This is a genomic window from Aquabacterium sp. OR-4, assembly GCF_025290835.2.
Classification (GTDB): domain Bacteria; phylum Pseudomonadota; class Gammaproteobacteria; order Burkholderiales; family Burkholderiaceae_C; genus Pseudaquabacterium.
In genome coordinates this window covers 1,891,816-1,910,052 of sequence record NZ_JAOCQD020000001.1, presented here as the reverse complement: position 1 = coordinate 1,910,052, position 18,237 = coordinate 1,891,816, and the positions used below count along the sequence as shown (strand labels likewise).

Sequence of the window (18,237 nt, the reverse complement as noted above, 5' to 3'; positions counted from 1 at the left end):
AGGGGATGGGTTGAGGGTGTCAGCCGCGGCGGCGCGAGGGCGCGCGCAGCAGGGCCAGCCAGGCCAGGCCGCCGCTCATCAGCAGCCAGTGCGCGGGCTCGGGCACCGCGCTGACCGACAGCACGCCCTGGCTGAATACCTCGCTGCGGTCCCAGCGCAGGCCGGCGGCCAATACCGGCAGGTGGTTCAGGTCCAGCGTGCCCTGCACCGCGCCGCCCCAGTCGAACAGGTCAAAGCGGTCGCCGGCCTGCACCTGCAGGCCCTCGGCCATGGCCAGCACCAGGCGCGTGCCGCCGCTGAAGCGCACCTCGCCGTCGAAGGCCAGCTGGTCGTGGCCCTGCGTGCTGAGCTTCAGCGTCAGCTCGCCGCCGGCAAAGCGGGCGTTGGCCAGGCGCGTGTGCAGCACCTGCTCGCCCAGGCCGAAGCCATTGCCGAACAGCAGCTGGCCCGGCCGGCTGCCCTGCACGATGCTGCCGCTGCCGTCGACCCGCGCGTTGAACTGCAGCGTCGAGTTGCCGTCGACGAAGAAGCCGCCGTCGTTGCGCACCGGGCCGTCGAACACCGCCAGGCCACCGTCGGTGACGTTCACCTGGCCGCCGGCCGCGTTGACGAAGCTGCCCTGCACCTGCAGCACCGACGCGCTGATGTCCACCTGGCCGGCATTGCGCTGCTGGTGGCCTTCCAGCAGCAGCTGCGCGCCCGGCCGGGTGCTGAGCTGGCCGCTGGCTTCGTTGTGCAGGCTGGCGGCCAGGCGCGACTGCGCCTGCACCGCCACCACCAGGCCGCGGTTGACCAGCGGGCCGCCCTGCACCTCGAGATCGCTCACCAGGAGGCTGCCGCCCGGCGTGCTGCCTGCGGTGCCGAACACCGTCACCGCGCCCACCAGGGTGCCGGTGCCGCTGATGCGGCCGCCATCGCGCACGCTGATGCCGTCCAGCGCCTGCAGGCGCACGCGGTGCGGCTCCAGCCCGCCGCTCGAGCGCAGGTCCAGCGTGGCCGAGCCGTCGCGGCTGGCGGTGTTGGCAAACATGCCCACGCGCAGCGACTTCACCACGCCGTCGCTGCCGACCTTGGCGCGCGTGGAGGCCGGCACGCCCGGGCCGGCGGTGACGATCACCGTGTCGAGCAGGCGGCTGGGCGCCAGGTCCAGCTCGCTGTCGTCGCGGGTGCCGGGGGCGTTGTCGATCCAGCCGCGCGGGTTGAAGAAGCCCTCGTCGGCGTTGACGAAATACAGCGTGCCCTTGGGCGTGAGCAGCGAGGCGCCGGTGGCGCGGTTGACCAGCACCTGGCCGTCGCGGTTGATGGCCACCGCGCGGCCTTCGCCCAGGCTGCGCATGCGGCCGCGCTCGCTCCAGACGAAGGCCCCATCGACGGGCTGGCCGGCCGGCGCGGCCAGCGGCCTGAAGCTGCCCACGGCCAGGCCGATGTCGTTCACCCCCAGCGCCTGCGCGCTCTGCAGGCCGAAACCGGCGCCGTCGCTCAGGTCGAGCAGGGCGCCGTCCTGGCGCCACATCACGGCCCGGCCCTGGCTGCTGCCGACGATGTCGCCGCGCTGGTTGATGGCCTGGGCGATGGACGGCTGCGCCGCGCCGCCCAGCCGCGGCAGGATGCGCAGGCCCTGGGCGTCGAACACGAAGGCATCGCCCTTGCCGGGCACCGCGCCCAGCTGGCCCACCACCTGGCGCGAGAAATTGGCATCGGCGACGGTGAAAAACTGATTGCCGCTGGCGGTGGCCAGCACCGTGCTGGCACCGCCTTCGGCCAGGCGCCGCAGCTGCTTGTCCTGCACGCCGGCGCCCACCGCGGCGCCATCGGCGCCCATGGCCACCGAGCTCACCTTCGCCGGGCCCAGCGCCACCGGCGCCGCGGCCTGGCCGTTGGCGCCGATCTGCCAGCGCACGGCCTGCTGGTTGGGCGAGATCGACGGCGAATTGCCGGTGCGGCCGAACACGTGGCCGAAGTCGTCGATGTCGACGGCCGTCATGGTGGCGCCGTTCAGCCGCGGCAGCACACGCAGCGTGCCGTCGATGAAGCTGAAGGCCTCACCCGAGGCCAGGCGGCCCACGACATCGCCGCGGGCATTGATGGCAGTGCCGATGGCCGGGCCCAGCGCATCCAGGCGCTGCTCGGTGAAGCTGATCTGGGCGCGGGCCGGCGTGGCGGCGGCGCCCAGGGCCAGGGCCATGACCAGGGCGGGACCTGCGGCCTGGCAGATGCCGCGCAGCCTGGGGCTGGGGCGGGAATGAACGCTGGAACGGGCGCTGCTCAGGCGCAGCGCTGGCGGGTGGCGGAGCGGTTTCATCGCGGAACACCGGGTGCTGTGGAGATGCGCTCAGTGTTCCGGCGCCGGGCGCCCGGGTGAGAGGGACATCGGTCCTGCCGCCCGGCGGCCGGGCGTGGCCGCACCCGCCTGCGGGGGACGGCCGTCCCGGGCTTTGGCCTGCCGACGACGCCCACCGCCTAAAATGCGCTGTTTTCTTCCGCGGCGCCGGCCGCAAACAGGAGCGAGTACCCCATGGCAGGCCATTCCAAATGGGCCAACATCCAGCACCGCAAAGGCCGCCAGGACGAAAAGCGCGGCAAGGTCTGGACCCGCATCATTCGCGAAATCACCGTGGCAGCCCGCCAGGGCGGCGCTGACGTGACCGCCAATCCGCGCCTGCGCCTGGCCATCGACAAGGCCAAGGCCGCCAACATGCCGGCCGATCGCATCAAGTACAACGTCGACAAGGCCTCGGGCAACCTCGAAGGCGTGAACTACGAAGAAATCCGCTACGAGGGCTACGGCATCGGCGGCGCGGCGATCATCGTCGACACCATGACCGACAACCGCGTGCGCACCGTGGCCGAGGTGCGCCATGCCTTCAGCAAGTACGGCGGCAACCTGGGCACCGAGGGCTCGGTGGCCTTCCAGTTCAAGCACTGCGGCCAGCTGGTGTTTGCGCCCGGCACCTCGGAAGACAAGGTGATGGAGGTGGCGCTCGAATCGGGCGCCGAGGATGTGGTCAGCGACGACGACGGTGCCATCGAGGTGATCACCTCGCCCACCGATTTCGAGGCGGTGAAAAACGCGCTCGAGGCCGCCGGCCTGGTGGCCGACATGGCCGAGGTGACCATGCGCGCCGAGAACACCATCGCCATCGCGGGTGAAGACGCGCTGCGCATGCAGAAGCTGCTGGACGTGATTGAAGACCTGGACGACGTGCAAAACGTCTACCACAACGCCGAACTGGCAGAGTGAGCGCGAGATGAAGGTGTTGGTGATCGGCGGCGGTGGCCGTGAACATGCGCTGGCCTGGAAGCTGGCGCAAAGCCCGCGGGTGCAGCAGGTGTACGTGGCGCCCGGCAATGGCGGCACGGCGCGCGACGCGCAGCTCAAGAACGTGGCCATCACCGACCCGCAGGCGCTGGCCGACTTTGCCGCGGCCGAGAAGATCGGCCTCACCGTGGTGGGCCCCGAGGCGCCCTTGTCGCAGGGCGTGGTCGACATCTTCCGCGCCCGCGGCCTGCGCATCTTCGGCCCCAGCAAGGCCGCGGCGCAGCTGGAGTCGAGCAAGGCCTTCGCCAAGGACTTCATGGCGCGGCACAAGATCCCCACCGCCCACTACGCCACCTTCACCGATGTGGCCGCGGCCCATGCCCATGTCGACCAGGTGGGCGCGCCCATCGTGGTCAAGGCCGACGGTCTGGCCGCCGGCAAGGGCGTGGTGGTGGCCATGACGCTGCAGGAGGCGCACGAGGCCATCGACTTCATGCTGCTGGACAACAGCCTGGGCGTGCAGCACAACGACGGTGGCGCACGCGTGGTGATCGAGGAGTTCCTCGAGGGCGAGGAAGCCAGCTTCATCGTGCTGGTGGACGGCAAGCATGTGCTGGCCCTGGCCAGCAGCCAGGACCACAAGCGCCTGGGCGACGGCGACACCGGCCCCAACACCGGCGGCATGGGCGCCTACAGCCCGGCACCGGTGGTCACGCCCAATGTGCACGCCAAGGCCATGCACGAGATCATCGGCCCCACGGTGGCCGGCATGGCGCGCGACGGCATCCCGTTCACCGGCTTCCTGTATGCCGGGCTGATGATCGACGCCAAGGGCAATCCCAAGACGCTGGAGTTCAACACCCGCATGGGCGACCCCGAGACCCAGCCGATCCTGATGCGCCTGAAGAGCGATCTGGTCGAGGTGCTGCTGCACGCCACCGACGGCACGCTCGACAAGGTGTCGCTCGAATGGGACCGCCGCATCGCGCTGGGTGTGGTGATGGCCGCCGCCGGCTACCCGCTGCAGCCGCGCAAGGGCGACGCCATCACCGGCCTGGGCGCCGACACGCCCGATGCGGTGGTGTTCCACGCCGGCACCGCACTCGACGACGACGGCACGGTGCGCGTCACCGGCGGCCGCGTGCTGTGCGTCACCGCGCTGGGCGAATCGGCCAAGCTGGCACAGCAGGCGGCCTATGACGCGATGGCCGGCATTGCCTTTGACGGCATGCAGTACCGCCGCGACATCGGCCACCGCGCCGTCAAGCGCTGACGCCGCCGTGAGCATGGACACCGCGGCCGTTCGCGCCTACCTGCTCGGCCTGCAGCAGCGCATCGTCAGCACGATGGCCGCGCTGGATGGCAAGGCCTTCATCACCGACGCCTGGACGCGCGAGCCCGGCGGCCGCCTGCAGGGCGACGGCAAGACCCAGCTGGTGGAAGAGGGCGGCCTGCTCGAGCGCGGCGGCTGCAACTTCAGTCATGTGCGGGGCGGCCAGCTGCCGCCATCGGCCACCGCGCACCGGCCCGAACTGGCCGGCGCGCCGTTCGAGGCCATGGGCGTGAGCCTGGTGTTCCATCCACGCAACCCGCATGTGCCCACGGTGCACATGAACGTGCGCATGTTTGCGGCCCTGCCCGAAGGCCGCGAGCCGGTGGTGTGGTTCGGCGGCGGCATGGACCTCACCCCCTACTACGGGCACGAGGACGACGCGGCGCACTTCCACCGCAGCTGCCGCGACGCGCTGGCGCCCTTTGGCGCCGAGCTGTACCCGCGCTTCAAGACCTGGTGCGACGAGTATTTCTTTCTGAAGCACCGCAACGAGCCGCGAGGCATCGGCGGCATCTTCTTCGACGATTTCAGCTTCACGGTGGAGCAGGGCGGTTTCGAGCGCAGCTTCGAGATGCTGCGCGCCGTGGGCGATGCCTTCCTGGGCGCCTATGTGCCCATCGTCGAACGCCGCCGCGACACGCCTTACAGCGAGGCGCAGCGCGACTTCCAGGCCTGGCGGCGCGGCCGCTATGTCGAGTTCAACCTGGTGTTCGACCGCGGCACGCTGTTCGGCCTGCAGTCGGGCGGCCGCACCGAGAGCATCCTGATGTCGATGCCGCCCGTGGTGCGCTGGCGCTACGACTGGCAGCCCGTGCCGGGCACGCCGGAGGCGCGGCTGTTCAGCGATTTCCTGCGCCCGCGCGACTGGGCCGGCCATGGCGCCAACGGGGTGCCCGCGGCTTGAGCCAGCCCCGCCGCATCGGCTTGCTGGGAGGCAGTTTCGACCCACCGCATCTGGCCCACCGCGCGCTGGGCCGGGCCGCGCGCGATCAGCTGGCGCTTGACGAGCTGCGCTGGCTGCCCGCCGGAGCGCCCTGGCAGAAGGCCGGCCAGGTGCTGGCCGCACCGGCCCACCGCGCTGCCATGCTGGCCGCGCTGCTGGCCGAAGACGGCGCCGATGACGGTTTCAACCGCATCGATGCGCGCGAGCTGCAGCGCGACGGCCCCACTTACACCATTGACACCGTGCGCGCCCTGCAGGCCGAAACCCCCGGCGCCGAGTGGTTCCTGATCCTGGGGCAAGACCAGTACGCCCGTTTCGACACCTGGCGCGACTGGCCCGAACTGCTGCAGCGCCTGACCCTGGCTGTGGCCGCCCGCAACGGCCAGGCCCCCCAGGCACCGGCCGCACTGGCCGCCGTGCCGCACCGCTGCACCCGCCTCGATCTGCCACCGCTGGCCATTTCGGCCAGCGTGGTGCGGGCCCGCCTGGCCGCCGGCTTGGCCGTGGCCGATCTGGTGGGCGCAAGCGTGGCAGGCTATATTGACCAACAACGGCCCTATCCTGGGCCGACAAACCAGGGCTGAAGCCGCTGACGCGGCCACAACAAGCCCAGACAGGCACTGAATGGACATTCGCAAGCTGCAACGCGCCATCTTCGACGGACTCGAAGACGTCAAGGCGCAGGACATCGTGGTGTTCAACACCGAACACCTGTCGCCCTTGTTCGAGCGCGTGATCATCGCCTCGGGCACCAGCAACCGGCAGACCAAGGCCCTGGCGGCCAGCGTGCGCGACGCGGTCAAGACCGGCGGCATGCCCATCGTCGCCACCGAGGGCGAGGACAACGGCGAGTGGATCATCGTTGACTGCGGTGCCGCCGTGGTGCACGTGATGCAGCCGGCCATTCGCGAGTACTACCGCCTCGAGGAGATCTGGGGCGGCAAGCCGGTGAAGATGAAGACCGGCGGCCCGGCCAAGGGCCTGGTGAAGGCCTCCGAGCCCGACGACGAGCCCGAGGAGGCGCCCGCCACCAAGCGCGCACCCGCCAAGAAATCCGCGGCCAAGAAGGCGGTTGCCGCCCGGCCGGCCGCTGCCCCGGCCAAGAAGGCGCCGGCCCGCAAGACCGCGGCCGGCAGCGCCACGCCGGCCAGCAAGAAGGCCGCCGCCCAGCGCGCCATCAACCGCACGCCGGCCGAGCAGACCGTGGTGGTCAAGCGCCCCGGCGCCAAGAAGGTGGCCGCCAAGACCACGGCCAGCCGCCCCGCCGCGCCGCCGGCACGCAAGGCTGCCAAGCCGCGCGGCTGATAGCGCCCCGGGGCCCCCGCAGAACGCCGCGCCGCCATGCGCCTGGTGCTGGCCGCCGTGGGCCACAAGCCCCCGGCCTGGGCCGAGACGGCCTACGAGGACTACGCCAAGCGCTTTCCGCCCGAGCTGCGGCTGGAGCTCAAGGCGGTGAAGGCCGAGCCGCGCACCAGCGGCAAGACCGCGCCGCAGATGATGGCCGCCGAAGCCCTGCGCCTGGAGGCGGCGATTCCCAAGGGCGCGCGCCGCGTCATCCTCGATGAACGCGGCGCACGCCTGACCACCGTTCAACTGGCCGAGCGCCTGCGCGCCTGGCTGGGCGAGGGGCGCGATGTGGCCCTGCTGGTGGGCGGGCCCGACGGGCTCGACCCGGCCCTCAAGGCCAGCGCCGACGAGACGCTGCGCATCTCCGATCTCACCCTGCCGCATGCCATGGTGCGCGTGCTGCTGGCCGAGGCGCTGTACCGCGCCTGGAGCGTCACCGCCGGCCACCCCTATCACCGCGAGTGAGCGCCACGATGCCCGCCCCCGATTTCATCTACCTGGCATCGCAAAGCCCGCGCCGCCGCCAGCTGCTTGATCAACTGGGCGTGCGGCACGAGCTGCTGCTGGCCGATGCCGACGAAGACGCCGAGGCGCTGGAAGCCGTGTCGCCCGGCGAGGCGCCGGCGGCCTATGTGCAGCGCGTCACCGCCTTGAAGCTGAAGGCGGCGCAGGCCCGCGCCCGGCGCCGCGGCCTGCCGCCGGCGCCCATCCTGTGCGCCGACACCACGGTGGCGCTGGGCCGCCGCATCCTGGGCAAGCCGGCCGATGCGGCCGAAGCCAGCGCCATGCTCACCGCGCTGTCGGGCCGGACGCACAAGGTGCACACCGCCGTGGCCGTGGCGCCGGCGCCCGGCGCGCGGCGGGTGCTGGCCGCGCTGTCATCCAGCAGCGTGCGTTTCGCACCCTTGCCGGCGGCCGCCATCGCGGCCTATGTGGCCAGCGGCGAGCCCTTCGGCAAGGCTGGCGCCTATGCCATCCAGAGCGCCTGGGCCGGGCGCATCGAGGCCATCGGCGGCAGCTACACCGGTATCATGGGTTTGCCGCTGTACGAGACGGCCGAGTTGCTGAGACAACTGCGCATCGCGTGCTGAGGGCCGGCTCGACCGGGACGCGCGCTGGTGCCTGACCCAGAACCAGAACACCGAGCGCCATGCACGACATCCTGATCAACTGGGCTCCGCAAGAGACCCGCGTCGCCGTCGTCGAGAACGGCGCAGTGCAAGAGCTGCACATCGAGCGCACGCTGGAGCGTGGCCTGGTCGGCAACATCTACCTTGGCAAGGTGGCGCGGGTGCTGCCCGGCATGCAGAGCGCCTTCATCGAAGTGGGGCTCGAGCGCGCGGCCTTTCTGCACGTGGCCGATCTGCACGGCGGCGGCCACCAGCATGGCCACCCGGCGCGCAGCGACGTGGCCGTGCCGGTGCCCATCGAGCGCCAGGTGTTCGAGGGCCAGACCCTGATGGTGCAGGTGATCAAGGACCCGATCGGCACCAAGGGAGCGCGCCTGTCCACGCAGATCAGCATTGCCGGGCGCATGCTGGTGTTTCTGCCGCAGGACACGCACATCGGCATCAGCCAGAAGATCGGCTCGCACGAGACGCGCGAGCAGCTGCGCACCCGCATGCAGCGCCTCACCGCCACCACCGATGGCACGGGCACCGGCGGTTTCATCCTGCGCACCAACGCCGAAGACGCCTCGGACGCCGAACTGGCCGACGACATCGCCTACCTGCGCAAGACCTGGAACGCGATCCGCGCGCTGGGCGTGTCCAAGCCCACCGGCACGCTGCTGCACGAAGACCTGAACCTGGCCGAACGCGTGCTGCGCGACCTGACCAACGAGGCCACGCAATCGGTGCGCATCGACAGCAAGCTGCAGTTTGATGCGCTCAAGGCCTTTGGCGAAACCTTCACGCCCGGCAGCACCGCCAAGCTGGATCTCTACAAGGGCGAGCGCCCGATCTTCGACCTGTTCGGCATCGAGGAGGAGATCGCCCGCGCGCTGGCCCGCCGCGTGGATCTCAAGAGTGGCGGCTACCTGATCATCGACCAGACCGAGGCCCTGACCACGGTGGACGTGAACACCGGCGGCTTTGTCGGCGCGCGCAACTTCGACGACACCATCTTCAAGACCAACCTCGAGGCGGCCGGTGCCATCGCGCGCCAGCTGCGGCTGCGCAACCTGGGCGGCATCATCATTGTCGACTTCATCGACATGGTGCGCGACGAGCACCAGCAGGCCGTGCTGGCCGAGTTTCGCAAGCAGCTGGGCAAGGACCGCACCAAGACCACGGTGAGTGGCTTCACCCAGCTGGGCCTGGTGGAGATGACGCGCAAGCGCACCCGCGAAAGCCTGGCCCACATGCTGTGCCAGCCCTGCCCAACCTGCGAAGGACGCGGCCAGGTCAAGACCGCGCGCAGCGTGTGCTACGACATCCTGCGCGAGATCTTGCGCGAGGCGCGGCAGTTCAACCCGAAGGAGTTTCGGGTGGTGGCCAGCGCGGCCGTGGTGGAGATGCTGCTCGACGAAGAAAGCCAGCACCTGGCCGGCCTGAGCGACTTCATCGGCAAGCCGGTGTCGCTGAGCACCGAACCCAGCTTCAGCCCGGAGCAGTACGACATCGTGTTGATGTAGGCCGGGCCTGCGGCGGCGGCGGCAGTGACGATGCCCCGCGGCGGCAAGGAACCAAGAAAAAAGGCTTGCAGTGTTGCCACTGCAAGCCTTTGATCGTCTTCGGTTTTTTGGCTCCCCGACCTGGGCTCGAACCAGGGACCTACGGATTAACAGTCCGGCGCTCTACCGACTGAGCTATCGGGGAACTGAGCCTCGCAGTATAGCCAGTTTTTTCAGGCTGTGTCAAAAATTCAGGTGGGCACTGGCATGAAAAGTTCGCGGGGCCAGGGGGTAGAGGTAGGCGTGGCCGTACTGGAAGGGGGCTTCCTTCCAGGCGCGTCGGTTGGCCAGGTTGTCGACGCCGGCGCGCCAGACCAGGCTGGTGCCCGCGCCCAGGCGCTGGCTGTAGCGGGCGCCGAGGTCGATGCGGGTCCAGCCCGGTGTGGCGATCTGCTCCTTGGGCAGCACCTGGCGCCGGCCTTCATGGGTGATGAAGCCGAGCAGGGCCAGGGCGGGCAGTGCGGGTACCTGCCAGGCGGCCTGGGCCTTCAGGCTGAGGGCCGGCACATTGGTCGGCTGCTTGCCGTTGGCCTGGCTGTCGGCCGAGCCTTCGCGCCGGGCGTGCAAGGCCATGGCGCTGCCACGCAGGGCCCAGGGGCCGCTGCGCCACTCGGCCTCGGCTTCCAGGCCCTGGTGGCGTGCCGCACCGTCGGCGGCGCGTCGGCAGGGCGCGCTGCTGCTGCAGCCGTCAACAGGCACGCCGGTGGCGGCCAGCAGGTCGCTCCACACCGGGCGGCGGATGTCGAAGGCCGCCACGCGCCAGTCGAGCGAGCGGCTGCTTGATTTGTAGCCGGCCTCGAGCTGCCGGCTCTTCAGTGCGGGCAGGGCCTGTCCGGCATTGGCGTAGCGGGCGCGGTTGGGCACCACCTCGCTTTCCATGCCCTGGCCCCAGCTGAGGTAGGCACTGCTGCCCGTGCCCAGCTGCCGGCTGAGGCCCAGCCAGGGCGTGCTGAGGCTTTGCGCGTAGGCGGTGGGCCGCGGGTCGTCGGGGTGGGTGTAGCGGCTTTCGCGGTGCAGGCGGCTGTGGCGCAGGCCGGCCCAGGCGGTCAGCGTATCGCTGAGGGTCAGGCTGTCCTGCAGGTGCAGTTCCACCGTGCGCTCGCGGCGGTTGGTGCTGTCGTCGGTCAGGCTGGGGTCGGGGTCCAGAGCCTCGTCTTGGTAGATGCTGCCCACGCCCACCCAGTTGTAGGCCTGGCGTCCCAGGCGGGTGGCGTAGCGTGTGAACAGCAGGCCCAGGTTGAACTGGTGCTGCAGGCTGCCGGTGGCGGCACGGCCCTGCAGCGAGAGGTCGAAGGCGTCGCTGGTGCGGCGTTCGTTCTCGCTGCGAAAGTCGTAGAGATCGAAGCTGCCGTCGGCGCAGTAGCGGCTGTAGTCTTCGGCCGCGCTGCAGCCAAAGGGGAACGCGATGCGGTCGTCGCTGTCCAGGCGCTGGCGCATGCCGTGGGCCACCAGCTGCACATCGGCGCTCAGCGGCTGGCTGATGCGGACCGAGCCGATGCGGCCGTCCATCACCACCGGCAGGCTCCAGGGCTGGCGGTTGAGGTTCAGGCGCGGGTCGATGCTGTCGGCGCTGGGCAGGCGGTCGCCCAGCAGGCTGAAGCCGGGCGTGCTGGGCTGGCTCTGGCGGCTGAGCTCGAGCTCGGCCTCGATCAGCGTGCCGCCGCTCAGGCGCAGATCACCTGCGGCGGCCCACAGCCAGCGGTGGCCCTGGGCGTTGTGGGTGCTGGGGTCGAGCCGGGAGGCACTGGCGTTGATGCGCCAGCCCAGCTCGCCCTGGGCGCCGGCCCGGTCGCCGATGTCGATGGCGGCGCCCAGCGTGCCGTCTTGCTGCCAGCCCAGCATGGCGCTGCGCTGTGCGACCTTGGGGCGTTTGACCGTCAGGTTGAGCAGGCCGCCCGGCGCGCTGGTGCCGGCCTGCAGGCCGCTGGCGCCCTTGAGCAGCTCCAGCGCCTGCTTGTTGTCCAGGCCGATCACCGTTTCGGCGTTGATCGGCAGGCCGTCGCGGCGGTAGTTGAAGCGGTTGTCCAGCGTGAAGCCGCGCACGGCCAGCTGGTTCCAGTAGCCGGGTGCGTTGTAGGCGTCGGTGGCGCCGGCGTCCAGCCGGGTGAGGTCACCCAGGCCGGTGATGGCGGCGTCGGCCAGCTGATCGGTGCGGATCACCGTGGCCGAGATCGGCAGGCGCCACAGCGGCACGTCGCCAAAGCCCGAGACGCCCACCGCCTGGGCAGCGCTCGCGCGGCCGCTGATGGTGATGCGGGCGGGTTCCTCCTGCGCATGGCCAGCGCCGCTGGCCAGCGCGCACAGCGTGGCGGCGGCCAGTGCAAGAGGATGAAGAGCACCACGTTTGCGGTGGTGCGGAGACTGGATGGATGCCATCGTGATGCCTTTGCAGCAATCACGGGACCACGAACACTGGCTGGCGCGCCCGACGCGAGAGACGACAGGAAGCAGGGCGCGCTGCGGCAGGTCGCTTCCCGTACGCGAGGATTACCTCGATCAGGTTCAAAGGGACTCTCTCAGTCGCCCTGTCCGTCCGGTGAAGAACGGGCAGGGCAACACCCCTAGCGAATGCGCTGGCGGCCGCGCGGGCCGGTCAGCGCCGTGGATTATGTCGCGGCCGTGAAGCGCGGCGCCGCTGACGGCCGGGTGCCGCCTGCGGCGTGGCCATCAGCGTGGCGGCGACGCCACGCCCAGCAGCTGGTGCAGGCGCGGGCTGGTGGTGGTGTACTGCAGGTGCACCGGCTGGCCCGGGCGCACATGGGCCGCCGCGGCAAAGGCCGCCAGCGTGGCCTCGTGAAAGCCGCACAGCAGCAGCTTGCGTTTGCCGGGGTAGGTGATGATGTCGCCCACCGCAAAGATGCCTGGCGCCTGGGTCTGGAAGCCGGCGGTTTCTACCACCAGCTGCTTGCGCTCGAGCTGCAGGCCCCAGTGGCTGATCGGGCCCAGGCGTGGGCTCAGGCCCATGCGGATCAGCAGGGCATCGAGCGGCAGCCGAACGCTGCCGCCCTCGGGCGTGGCCAGGTCCAGCGCCAGCAGGCGGCCTGCCGCGTCTTCCAGCAGCGCGCTGGGCTGGCCGGCCACGAAATGCAGCGCGCCCTGCGCGCGCAAGGCCTGAAAGCGGGCCACGGTGGCTTCATCGGCGCGAAAGGCATCGCGCCGGTGCACCAGGGTGACGCGGGCCGGGCCCTGGCTGGCCGCCTCGGCCAGCGCAATGGCCTGCTCGAGTGCGGCATCTTCGTCGCCCAGGATCACCACCTGGCGGCCGGCCACGCTGGCTGCGTCGTCCAGCTGATAGGCGGCCTGGCTGCCGAGGTGCCGGTCGAGCCCGTCGAGCGTGATGCTGCGCGGCACGAAGGCCCCGGCGCCCGCGGCGATGAACACCACGCGGGCCAGGAAGCTGGTGCCGTGGTCGGTGGTGGCACGCCAGCGGCCATCGGCCTCGCGCTGCAGCGTGGCCAGCAGCTGGCCCAGGTGCAGCCCGGGCGCAAACGGCGCGGCCTGACGCATCAGCTGATCCACCAGGGCGCGCCCGGTGGTCACCGGGATGCCCGGCACGTCGTAGATCGGCTTGTCGGCGTAAAGCTCGGTGCACTGGCCGCCCACCTGGGGCAGGGTGTCGACCAGCTGGGCGCGCAGCTCGAGCAGACCCAGCTCGAACACCGCGAACAGGCCCACCGGGCCGGCGCCGATGACCAGGGCATCGGTCTCGATCGGGGCGGTGGGCTGGGTCATGTCAACGCGCTCTTGAAGCCTGGGGCCGGCGCCCGGGGCGCCGCGGGGCTTACTTGATCAGCTCGCCCAGCTTGTTCTTGCGGTCTTTCCATTCATCGGCGTCGGGCAGCGAGGCCTTGCGCTTGGTGATGCTGGGCCAACCCTTGGCCAGATCGGCGTTCAGCGCGATGTACTGCTGCTGGTCGCCCGGCACGTCCTCTTCGGGCAGGATAGCGTTGACCGGGCACTCGGGAATGCACACGGCGCAGTCAATGCACTCGTCCGGGTCGATGACGAGGAAGTTCGGGCCTTCGCGGAAGCAGTCCACCGGGCAGACATCGACGCAGTCGGTGTACTTGCAACGGATGCATGCTTCGGTGACGACGTGGGTCATGGTGTGGAGTGCTCTGAAGGCTGAGGGGTGATGCTGGATGAGCCGGCGGTTGCGCGGCGGCCATCGCTGGCTGCCCGCCCGGAGGCGAAACGCGGATTTTAGGGGGCTGGGTCGGCTGCCGTGTCTTGAGGGGGCGCAAGGCCTGGCAAGTCGGCCGCTGGCGCTGCGGCCTCGGCCAGCACCGGTGCGGCGCCGGCGCCCACGGTCACCACCGCCGGACGCCCGGCGTGGGTGGCTGCGGCCTCGGCCAGCGTGGCCACGGTGTGCTGGGTGAGCAGGGCGTCGGGCCAGCCGGCGCGCGACATCACGCTGACCGGCTCGGCATCGGCCCAGCCGGCTTCGCGCAGCCGGGCCGACAGTTCGGCCAGCTGGCGCCCGGCCATGTAGAAAACCTCGGTGTCGGCGGTGCGTGTGGCCTGCAGCCGGCCCAGGTGGGTCATGGCGGTGGTGAGGCTCACGCTGCGGCCGCTGCCGCGGCGGGTGAGGGGCCGGCCGGCCTGCGCCGCCGCGGCCAGCGCCGAGGTCACGCCGGGCACCACCTCGCAGGCATGGCCGGCGGCCTGCAGCGCCTGCAGCTCTTCTTCAAGCCGGCCGAAGATGCTGGGGTCTCCGCCCTTGAGCCGCACCACGCCGCCGCCGGGCGCATGGCGCAGCAGCAGGGCATTGATGTTGGCCTGCAGCTCGGCGTAATCGAAGCCGCGCTTGCCCACGGCTATCCACTCGGCCGCGGGCGCCAGGTCGCGCAGCGCCGGGTCGGTCAGGGCATCGAACAGCACCACGCGCGCGGCGGCCAGGCGCTGCGCGCCGCGCACGGTGATCAGGTCGGCCGCGCCCGGGCCGGCACCGATGAACACCACGGCCGGAAGGGTGGAGGGGGTCATGCCAGGCAGTCCATGGGGCGGGTGCTGCCGCGGCCTCAGGCGTGCACCGCCGCCTTCACCAGCAGGGCACCGCTGGTGCGGTTGCTGGTGGGGTCGACGACGATCAGCGCGCCGCCCACGCGGTTGCTGGCGTAGCTTTCCACCGGCAGCGGCTGCTGCAGCTCGATGGTGACCTCGCCGATGTCGTTGACGTTGAGCTCGTGCGCGTCGGTGGGCGTCAGGCTGTGGATGTCGAAACGGTGGTCGATGTGGGCGATGCGTGCCTGGCACCAGCGGTTGCCGTGGCGCACCCAGTACTTGCGGCCGGGCACGGCGGGTTCGGTGTCCAGCCAGCACAGCGTGGCGCTGAAGCGCTGCGTGGCCTGGAAGCCGGCCGGGCTGCCGATCCAGTCGCCGCGCGAGATGTCGAGCTGGCGGTCCAGCACGATGCCGGCCGATTCGCCGGCCTGCGCGCTGGCCACCGAGCTGCCGGCGCGGCGCACTTCGGCCACCACGGCGCCCTGGCCGCTGGGAAACACCTGCACCGCATCACCGGCCTTGACGCTGCCATGGGCGATGCGGCCCCAGAACACGCGGCTCTGGTGGCCGGTGCCCTTGGCGGCATCGGCCTCTTCGGCGTCGTCGCGCGCCACGTACTGCACCGGCTGCAGCAGCGCGCCCTGCGGCGTCTCCTGCGTGGTGGGCAGGCTTTCCAGCAGCTGCAGCAGGCTGGGGCCGGCGTACCAGGGCGCGTCCAGCGGCAGCGTGACGTTGTCGCCGCGCAGCGCGCTCACCGGAATGATGCCGGCCACCGTGATGCCGGCCTCGGCCGCAAAGGCCTCGAGCGAGCCCTTCACCGCGGCAAAGGCCTCGGCGGCGTCGTCGCCCACGGCGTCGAGCTTGTTCACCGCGAACACGATGCTGGGCACGCGCAGCAGGTTGGCCAGCAGGGTGTGGCGACGGGTTTGCGGCAGCAGCGGCACCGGCGACGCACGCCAGTCGATCTTGGTGATGTCCACCAGCACCACGGCGGCATCGCTGCCGGCGGCGGCGGTGACCATGTTGCGGGTGTACTGCTCATGGCCGGGCGCGTCGGCAATGATGAACTTGCGCGTCTTGGTGGCGAAGTAGCGGTAGGCCACATCGATGGTGATGCCCTGCTCGCGCTCGGCCTCCAGGCCGTCGGTGAGCAGGCTCAGGTCGATGGGCTCGCCGGCGGCGCGCTTGGCCAGGGTGTCGAGCTGGTCGGCCAGGATGGCCTGGCTCTCGAACAGCAGGCGGCCGATCAGCGTGCTCTTGCCGTCATCCACGCTGCCGGCGGTGAGGAAGCGCAGGGCGCGGTGATCCGCGCCCTTCAGGGTCTCGCGGTGGTCGGTGTTATTCACAGCGGTGTCGCTCATGATCAGAAATAGCCCTCTTTCTTGCGGCGTTCCATGCTGGCATCGCTGGTGCGGTCGTCCATGCGCGTGGCGCCGCGCTCGCTCACCGTCACGGTGAGGGTTTCGGCCACGATGTCGGCGGCGGTTTGCGCGCCGCTTTCCACCGGGCAGGTGCAGGTCATGTCGCCCACGGTGCGAAAGCGCACGGTGGCGGTTTCCACCGTCTCGCCGGCCTCGGGCGGGGTCACGTCGGTCAGCGGCACCAGCAGGCCCTTGCGGCGGATCACCTGGCGCTGGTGGGCGTAGTACAGCTCGGGCAGCGGGATGTTCTCGCGGGCGATGTACAGCCACACGTCCAGCTCGGTCCAGTTGCTGATCGGGAAGCTGCGGAAGTGCTCGCCGGGGCGGTGGCGGGTGTTGAACAGCGTCCACAGCTCGGGCCGCTGCTCCTTGGGCTGCCATTGGCCGAAGCTGTCGCGGTGGCTGAAGATGCGCTCTTTCGCGCGTGCCTTTTCTTCATCGCGCCGGGCCCCGCCGATCATGCAGTCGAAGCGGTTCTCTTCGATGGTTTCGAGCAGGGTCACGGTCTGGTGGCCGTTGCGCGATTCCAGCGGATGCGCCAGGCGGATGGTGCCCTTCTTGATGCTGTCTTCGAGGTGGCCCACCACCAGGCGGTCACCCAGCTCGGCCACGCGGGCGTCGCGGAAGGCCGTGACTTCGGGGAAGTTGTGGCCGGTGTCCACATGCACCAGCGGAAAGGGCAGTTTGCCGGCAAAGCGCGGCCGCTCGCCCGGTGCGCTGATCTTGCGCTTGAAGGCCTTCTCGGCCAGGTGCAGCACCACGCAGCTGTCCTTGCCGCTGGAAAACAGCAGGCCCGGGCGCTCGAACGAGGCGGCCACCTCGCGCAGGATGAAGATCGCCTCTTCCTCCAGCCAATCGAGGTGGCGGTGGTCGAGTTCGGGCAGCAGGGTGTCGAGGTTCACGGCGGCATTCATGGGCGCGCTCCGATCAGGCTGGATACCGCGGGTGCGGCGTCATCGTGTTTCACATGCAGGCCGCATTCTTTGGCGCCGTCCTGCTCCCACCACCAGCGGCCGGAGCGGAAGTCTTCACCCACCGCGATGGCGCGGGTGCAGGGCGCACAGCCGATGCTGGGCATGAACTGGTCGTGCAGCGGGTTGTAGGGCACCTGGTGCAGCTTCACGTAGTGCCACACATCGGCCCAGGTCCAGTCGGCCAGCGGGTTGAGCTTGGTGCGGCCGGCATCGTCCGGCTCGCTGAAGGGCACCTCGCCCCGGGCGTTGCTCTGCTCGCGGCGCAGGCCGGTGATCCAGGCCGTGCGGCCGGCCAGCATGCGGCCCAGCGGCTCCATCTTGCGCACGCCGCAGCAGGCCTTGCGCAGATCCAGGCTCTGGTACATGGCGTCGGTGCCATGGTTCTTGACGAACTGGATCACCGCCTCGGCCTGCGGCGCAAACACCTGCACCGGCAGGCCGTAGTGGGTAGTGATGCGCCCGATCAGCGCCACGGTCTCGGCGTGCAGCGCGCCGGTTTCCAGCGTGGCCAGCGCAATGGGCAGCTGGTGGCGGGCGATCAGGTCGGTGACGACCATGTCCTCCACACCCAGGCTGGTGGACTGCACGATGCCGGCGCCATGCGTGGCGGCGGCCTCGGTCAGCACCTGCAGCGCGTGGGCGACGCGCTCGTCAAAACCCGCCGTGGCGCGGGCGTACAGGGCGATGGCACTCATGGTGGGGCCCTTTCCTCAGATGCCCTGGCCGGCACATTGCGCGGCCTGGTCGGCCTGGCGTTGCGCCAGTTCGGCCGCCACATCGCGTCCAAAGGCGGGTGCGGGCTGCTGCACATCGCCCTGGTAGTGGCCGGCAAAGAAGCCCAGCGCGCGTTCGGCCGCGTCGCGCGACTGGTCGGCGCGCATCTGCACCGCGTCAAACCCGGTGCGGGCCAGCAGCGGCAGCATGTCGACCAGCACGTCGCCGGTGGCGCGCACCTCGCCGGCAAAGCGGTAGCGGCTGCGCAGCAGGCGGGCCTGGGTGTAGGCACGGCCATCGACCCACTTCGGAAAGTGCAGCGCCACCAGGGCCAGGCGCGGCAGGTCGGGCACCAGGGTCTCGATGTCGACGGTGTTGACCAGGCTCACGCCGGTGGGCAGGCCGGCCGGCCAGGTGTCGCGCACGGCATGCCACTGCTCCAGTGTGAGCAGGCGGTGGGCGGCCGGGGCGGGGTGGGGCTGCGGGCCGTCTTCGCCGAGTGCGGCATGCCAGGCGTCGGTGGCGGGGGTGATGAACTTCATGGCGGGTTCTCCGGGGGCGCGCGGCC

17 protein-coding genes and 1 tRNA gene are annotated in these 18,237 nt (G+C 70.7%); 8 read left to right on the top strand and 10 right to left on the bottom strand.

Going from position 1 to position 18,237, the window contains the following annotated elements; all coding sequences use genetic code 11:
- Window positions 1-19: 19 nt before the first annotated feature.
- Window positions 20-2,185, bottom strand: a complete 2,166-nt coding sequence (locus tag N4G63_RS08320) for a hypothetical protein (protein ID WP_260787860.1) — start codon at window positions 2,183-2,185, stop codon at window positions 20-22.
- Between the two features lie 330 nt (window positions 2,186-2,515).
- Between N4G63_RS08320 and N4G63_RS08315 the strand changes: the two genes are divergently transcribed.
- Genes N4G63_RS08315 through rng form a run of 8 tightly spaced genes read left to right on the top strand, consistent with a single transcriptional unit; the run spans window position 2,516 to window position 9,517 of the window.
- Window positions 2,516-3,241, top strand: a complete 726-nt coding sequence (locus tag N4G63_RS08315; RefSeq protein WP_260787859.1) for a YebC/PmpR family DNA-binding transcriptional regulator — start codon at window positions 2,516-2,518, stop codon at window positions 3,239-3,241.
- A gap of 7 nt (window positions 3,242-3,248) precedes the next feature.
- Window positions 3,249-4,532 carry a phosphoribosylamine--glycine ligase gene (purD, locus tag N4G63_RS08310; RefSeq protein ID WP_260787858.1) on the top strand — a complete coding sequence of 428 codons (1,284 nt, stop codon included), beginning with the start codon at window positions 3,249-3,251 and terminating at the stop codon, window positions 4,530-4,532.
- Between the two features lie 13 nt (window positions 4,533-4,545).
- Window positions 4,546-5,496, top strand: a complete 951-nt coding sequence (gene hemF / locus N4G63_RS08305) for an oxygen-dependent coproporphyrinogen oxidase (RefSeq protein ID WP_260788674.1) — start codon at window positions 4,546-4,548, stop codon at window positions 5,494-5,496.
- Complete coding sequence (gene nadD / locus N4G63_RS08300; protein ID WP_260787857.1) at window positions 5,493-6,119, top strand: nicotinate (nicotinamide) nucleotide adenylyltransferase; 627 nt, start codon at window positions 5,493-5,495, stop codon at window positions 6,117-6,119. The genes hemF and nadD overlap by 4 nt, the downstream gene beginning before the upstream one ends.
- A 40-nt stretch (window positions 6,120-6,159) precedes the next feature.
- Complete coding sequence (gene rsfS, locus N4G63_RS08295) at window positions 6,160-6,840, top strand: ribosome silencing factor (protein WP_260787856.1); 681 nt, start codon at window positions 6,160-6,162, stop codon at window positions 6,838-6,840.
- A gap of 36 nt (window positions 6,841-6,876) precedes the next feature.
- The gene (gene rlmH / locus N4G63_RS08290) at window positions 6,877-7,347 is read left to right on the top strand and encodes a 23S rRNA (pseudouridine(1915)-N(3))-methyltransferase RlmH (protein ID WP_260787855.1); all 471 of its coding nucleotides are present in this window, start codon (window positions 6,877-6,879) and stop codon (window positions 7,345-7,347) included.
- 8 nt (window positions 7,348-7,355) lie between these two features.
- On the top strand, window positions 7,356-7,973 hold the full coding sequence (locus N4G63_RS08285) for a Maf family protein (RefSeq protein WP_260787854.1): 618 nt from the start codon (window positions 7,356-7,358) through the stop codon (window positions 7,971-7,973).
- Between the two features lie 59 nt (window positions 7,974-8,032).
- Window positions 8,033-9,517: a ribonuclease G gene (gene rng / locus N4G63_RS08280; RefSeq protein WP_314599571.1), complete on the top strand. Its 1,485-nt coding sequence runs from the start codon at window positions 8,033-8,035 to the stop codon at window positions 9,515-9,517.
- A 108-nt stretch (window positions 9,518-9,625) separates the two neighbouring features.
- Here rng and N4G63_RS08275 read toward each other — a convergent pair.
- From N4G63_RS08275 to N4G63_RS08235, 9 genes are all read right to left on the bottom strand, one after another.
- Window positions 9,626-9,701: transfer RNA gene (locus tag N4G63_RS08275), tRNA-Asn, on the bottom strand.
- 38 nt (window positions 9,702-9,739) lie between these two features.
- A complete protein-coding gene (locus tag N4G63_RS08270; protein WP_260787853.1) occupies window positions 9,740-11,932 on the bottom strand; it encodes a TonB-dependent siderophore receptor in 2,193 nt (730 codons plus the stop codon).
- Between the two features lie 291 nt (window positions 11,933-12,223).
- Window positions 12,224-13,288, bottom strand: coding sequence for an NAD(P)/FAD-dependent oxidoreductase (locus N4G63_RS08265; protein ID WP_260787852.1), 1,065 nt, complete (start codon window positions 13,286-13,288; stop codon window positions 12,224-12,226).
- 49 nt (window positions 13,289-13,337) lie between these two features.
- Window positions 13,338-13,661 (bottom strand): ferredoxin FdxA, encoded by a 324-nt coding sequence (gene fdxA, locus N4G63_RS08260; RefSeq protein ID WP_260787851.1) that lies wholly within the window; start codon window positions 13,659-13,661, stop codon window positions 13,338-13,340.
- Between the two features lie 98 nt (window positions 13,662-13,759).
- Complete coding sequence (cobA, locus tag N4G63_RS08255; protein ID WP_260787850.1) at window positions 13,760-14,542, bottom strand: uroporphyrinogen-III C-methyltransferase; 783 nt, start codon at window positions 14,540-14,542, stop codon at window positions 13,760-13,762.
- A 35-nt stretch (window positions 14,543-14,577) separates the two neighbouring features.
- Window positions 14,578-15,921, bottom strand: coding sequence for a sulfate adenylyltransferase subunit 1 (locus N4G63_RS08250; RefSeq protein ID WP_260787849.1), 1,344 nt, complete (start codon window positions 15,919-15,921; stop codon window positions 14,578-14,580).
- Between the two features lie 2 nt (window positions 15,922-15,923).
- Window positions 15,924-16,895, bottom strand: coding sequence for a sulfate adenylyltransferase subunit CysD (cysD, locus tag N4G63_RS08245; RefSeq protein WP_260787848.1), 972 nt, complete (start codon window positions 16,893-16,895; stop codon window positions 15,924-15,926).
- A complete protein-coding gene (locus N4G63_RS08240; protein WP_260787847.1) occupies window positions 16,892-17,650 on the bottom strand; it encodes a phosphoadenylyl-sulfate reductase in 759 nt (252 codons plus the stop codon). The genes cysD and N4G63_RS08240 overlap by 4 nt, the downstream gene beginning before the upstream one ends.
- Window positions 17,651-17,665: 15 nt before the next feature.
- Window positions 17,666-18,211, bottom strand: coding sequence for a DUF934 domain-containing protein (locus tag N4G63_RS08235; RefSeq protein WP_260787846.1), 546 nt, complete (start codon window positions 18,209-18,211; stop codon window positions 17,666-17,668).
- Between the last annotated feature and the right edge of the window lie 26 nt (window positions 18,212-18,237).

Bases quoted from the DNA above. Each gene is read 5' to 3' on its own strand.
- N4G63_RS08320 (WP_260787860.1), bottom strand. From the start codon at position 2,185: ATGGCCCTGGCCCTGGGCGCCGCCGCCACGCCGGCCCGCGCCCAGATC.
- N4G63_RS08315 (WP_260787859.1), top strand. From the start codon at position 2,516: ATGGCAGGCCATTCCAAATGGGCCAACATCCAGCACCGCAAAGGCCGC.
- purD (WP_260787858.1), top strand. From the start codon at position 3,249: ATGAAGGTGTTGGTGATCGGCGGCGGTGGCCGTGAACATGCGCTGGCC.
- hemF (WP_260788674.1), top strand. From the start codon at position 4,546: ATGGACACCGCGGCCGTTCGCGCCTACCTGCTCGGCCTGCAGCAGCGC.
- rsfS (WP_260787856.1), top strand. From the start codon at position 6,160: ATGGACATTCGCAAGCTGCAACGCGCCATCTTCGACGGACTCGAAGAC.
- rlmH (WP_260787855.1), top strand. From the start codon at position 6,877: ATGCGCCTGGTGCTGGCCGCCGTGGGCCACAAGCCCCCGGCCTGGGCC.
- N4G63_RS08285 (WP_260787854.1), top strand. From the start codon at position 7,356: ATGCCCGCCCCCGATTTCATCTACCTGGCATCGCAAAGCCCGCGCCGC.
- rng (WP_314599571.1), top strand. From the start codon at position 8,033: ATGCACGACATCCTGATCAACTGGGCTCCGCAAGAGACCCGCGTCGCC.
- N4G63_RS08270 (WP_260787853.1), bottom strand. From the start codon at position 11,932: ATGGCATCCATCCAGTCTCCGCACCACCGCAAACGTGGTGCTCTTCAT.
- N4G63_RS08265 (WP_260787852.1), bottom strand. From the start codon at position 13,288: ATGACCCAGCCCACCGCCCCGATCGAGACCGATGCCCTGGTCATCGGC.
- fdxA (WP_260787851.1), bottom strand. From the start codon at position 13,661: ATGACCCACGTCGTCACCGAAGCATGCATCCGTTGCAAGTACACCGAC.
- cobA (WP_260787850.1), bottom strand. From the start codon at position 14,542: ATGACCCCCTCCACCCTTCCGGCCGTGGTGTTCATCGGTGCCGGCCCG.
- N4G63_RS08250 (WP_260787849.1), bottom strand. From the start codon at position 15,921: ATGAGCGACACCGCTGTGAATAACACCGACCACCGCGAGACCCTGAAG.
- cysD (WP_260787848.1), bottom strand. From the start codon at position 16,895: ATGAATGCCGCCGTGAACCTCGACACCCTGCTGCCCGAACTCGACCAC.
- N4G63_RS08240 (WP_260787847.1), bottom strand. From the start codon at position 17,650: ATGAGTGCCATCGCCCTGTACGCCCGCGCCACGGCGGGTTTTGACGAG.
- N4G63_RS08235 (WP_260787846.1), bottom strand. From the start codon at position 18,211: ATGAAGTTCATCACCCCCGCCACCGACGCCTGGCATGCCGCACTCGGC.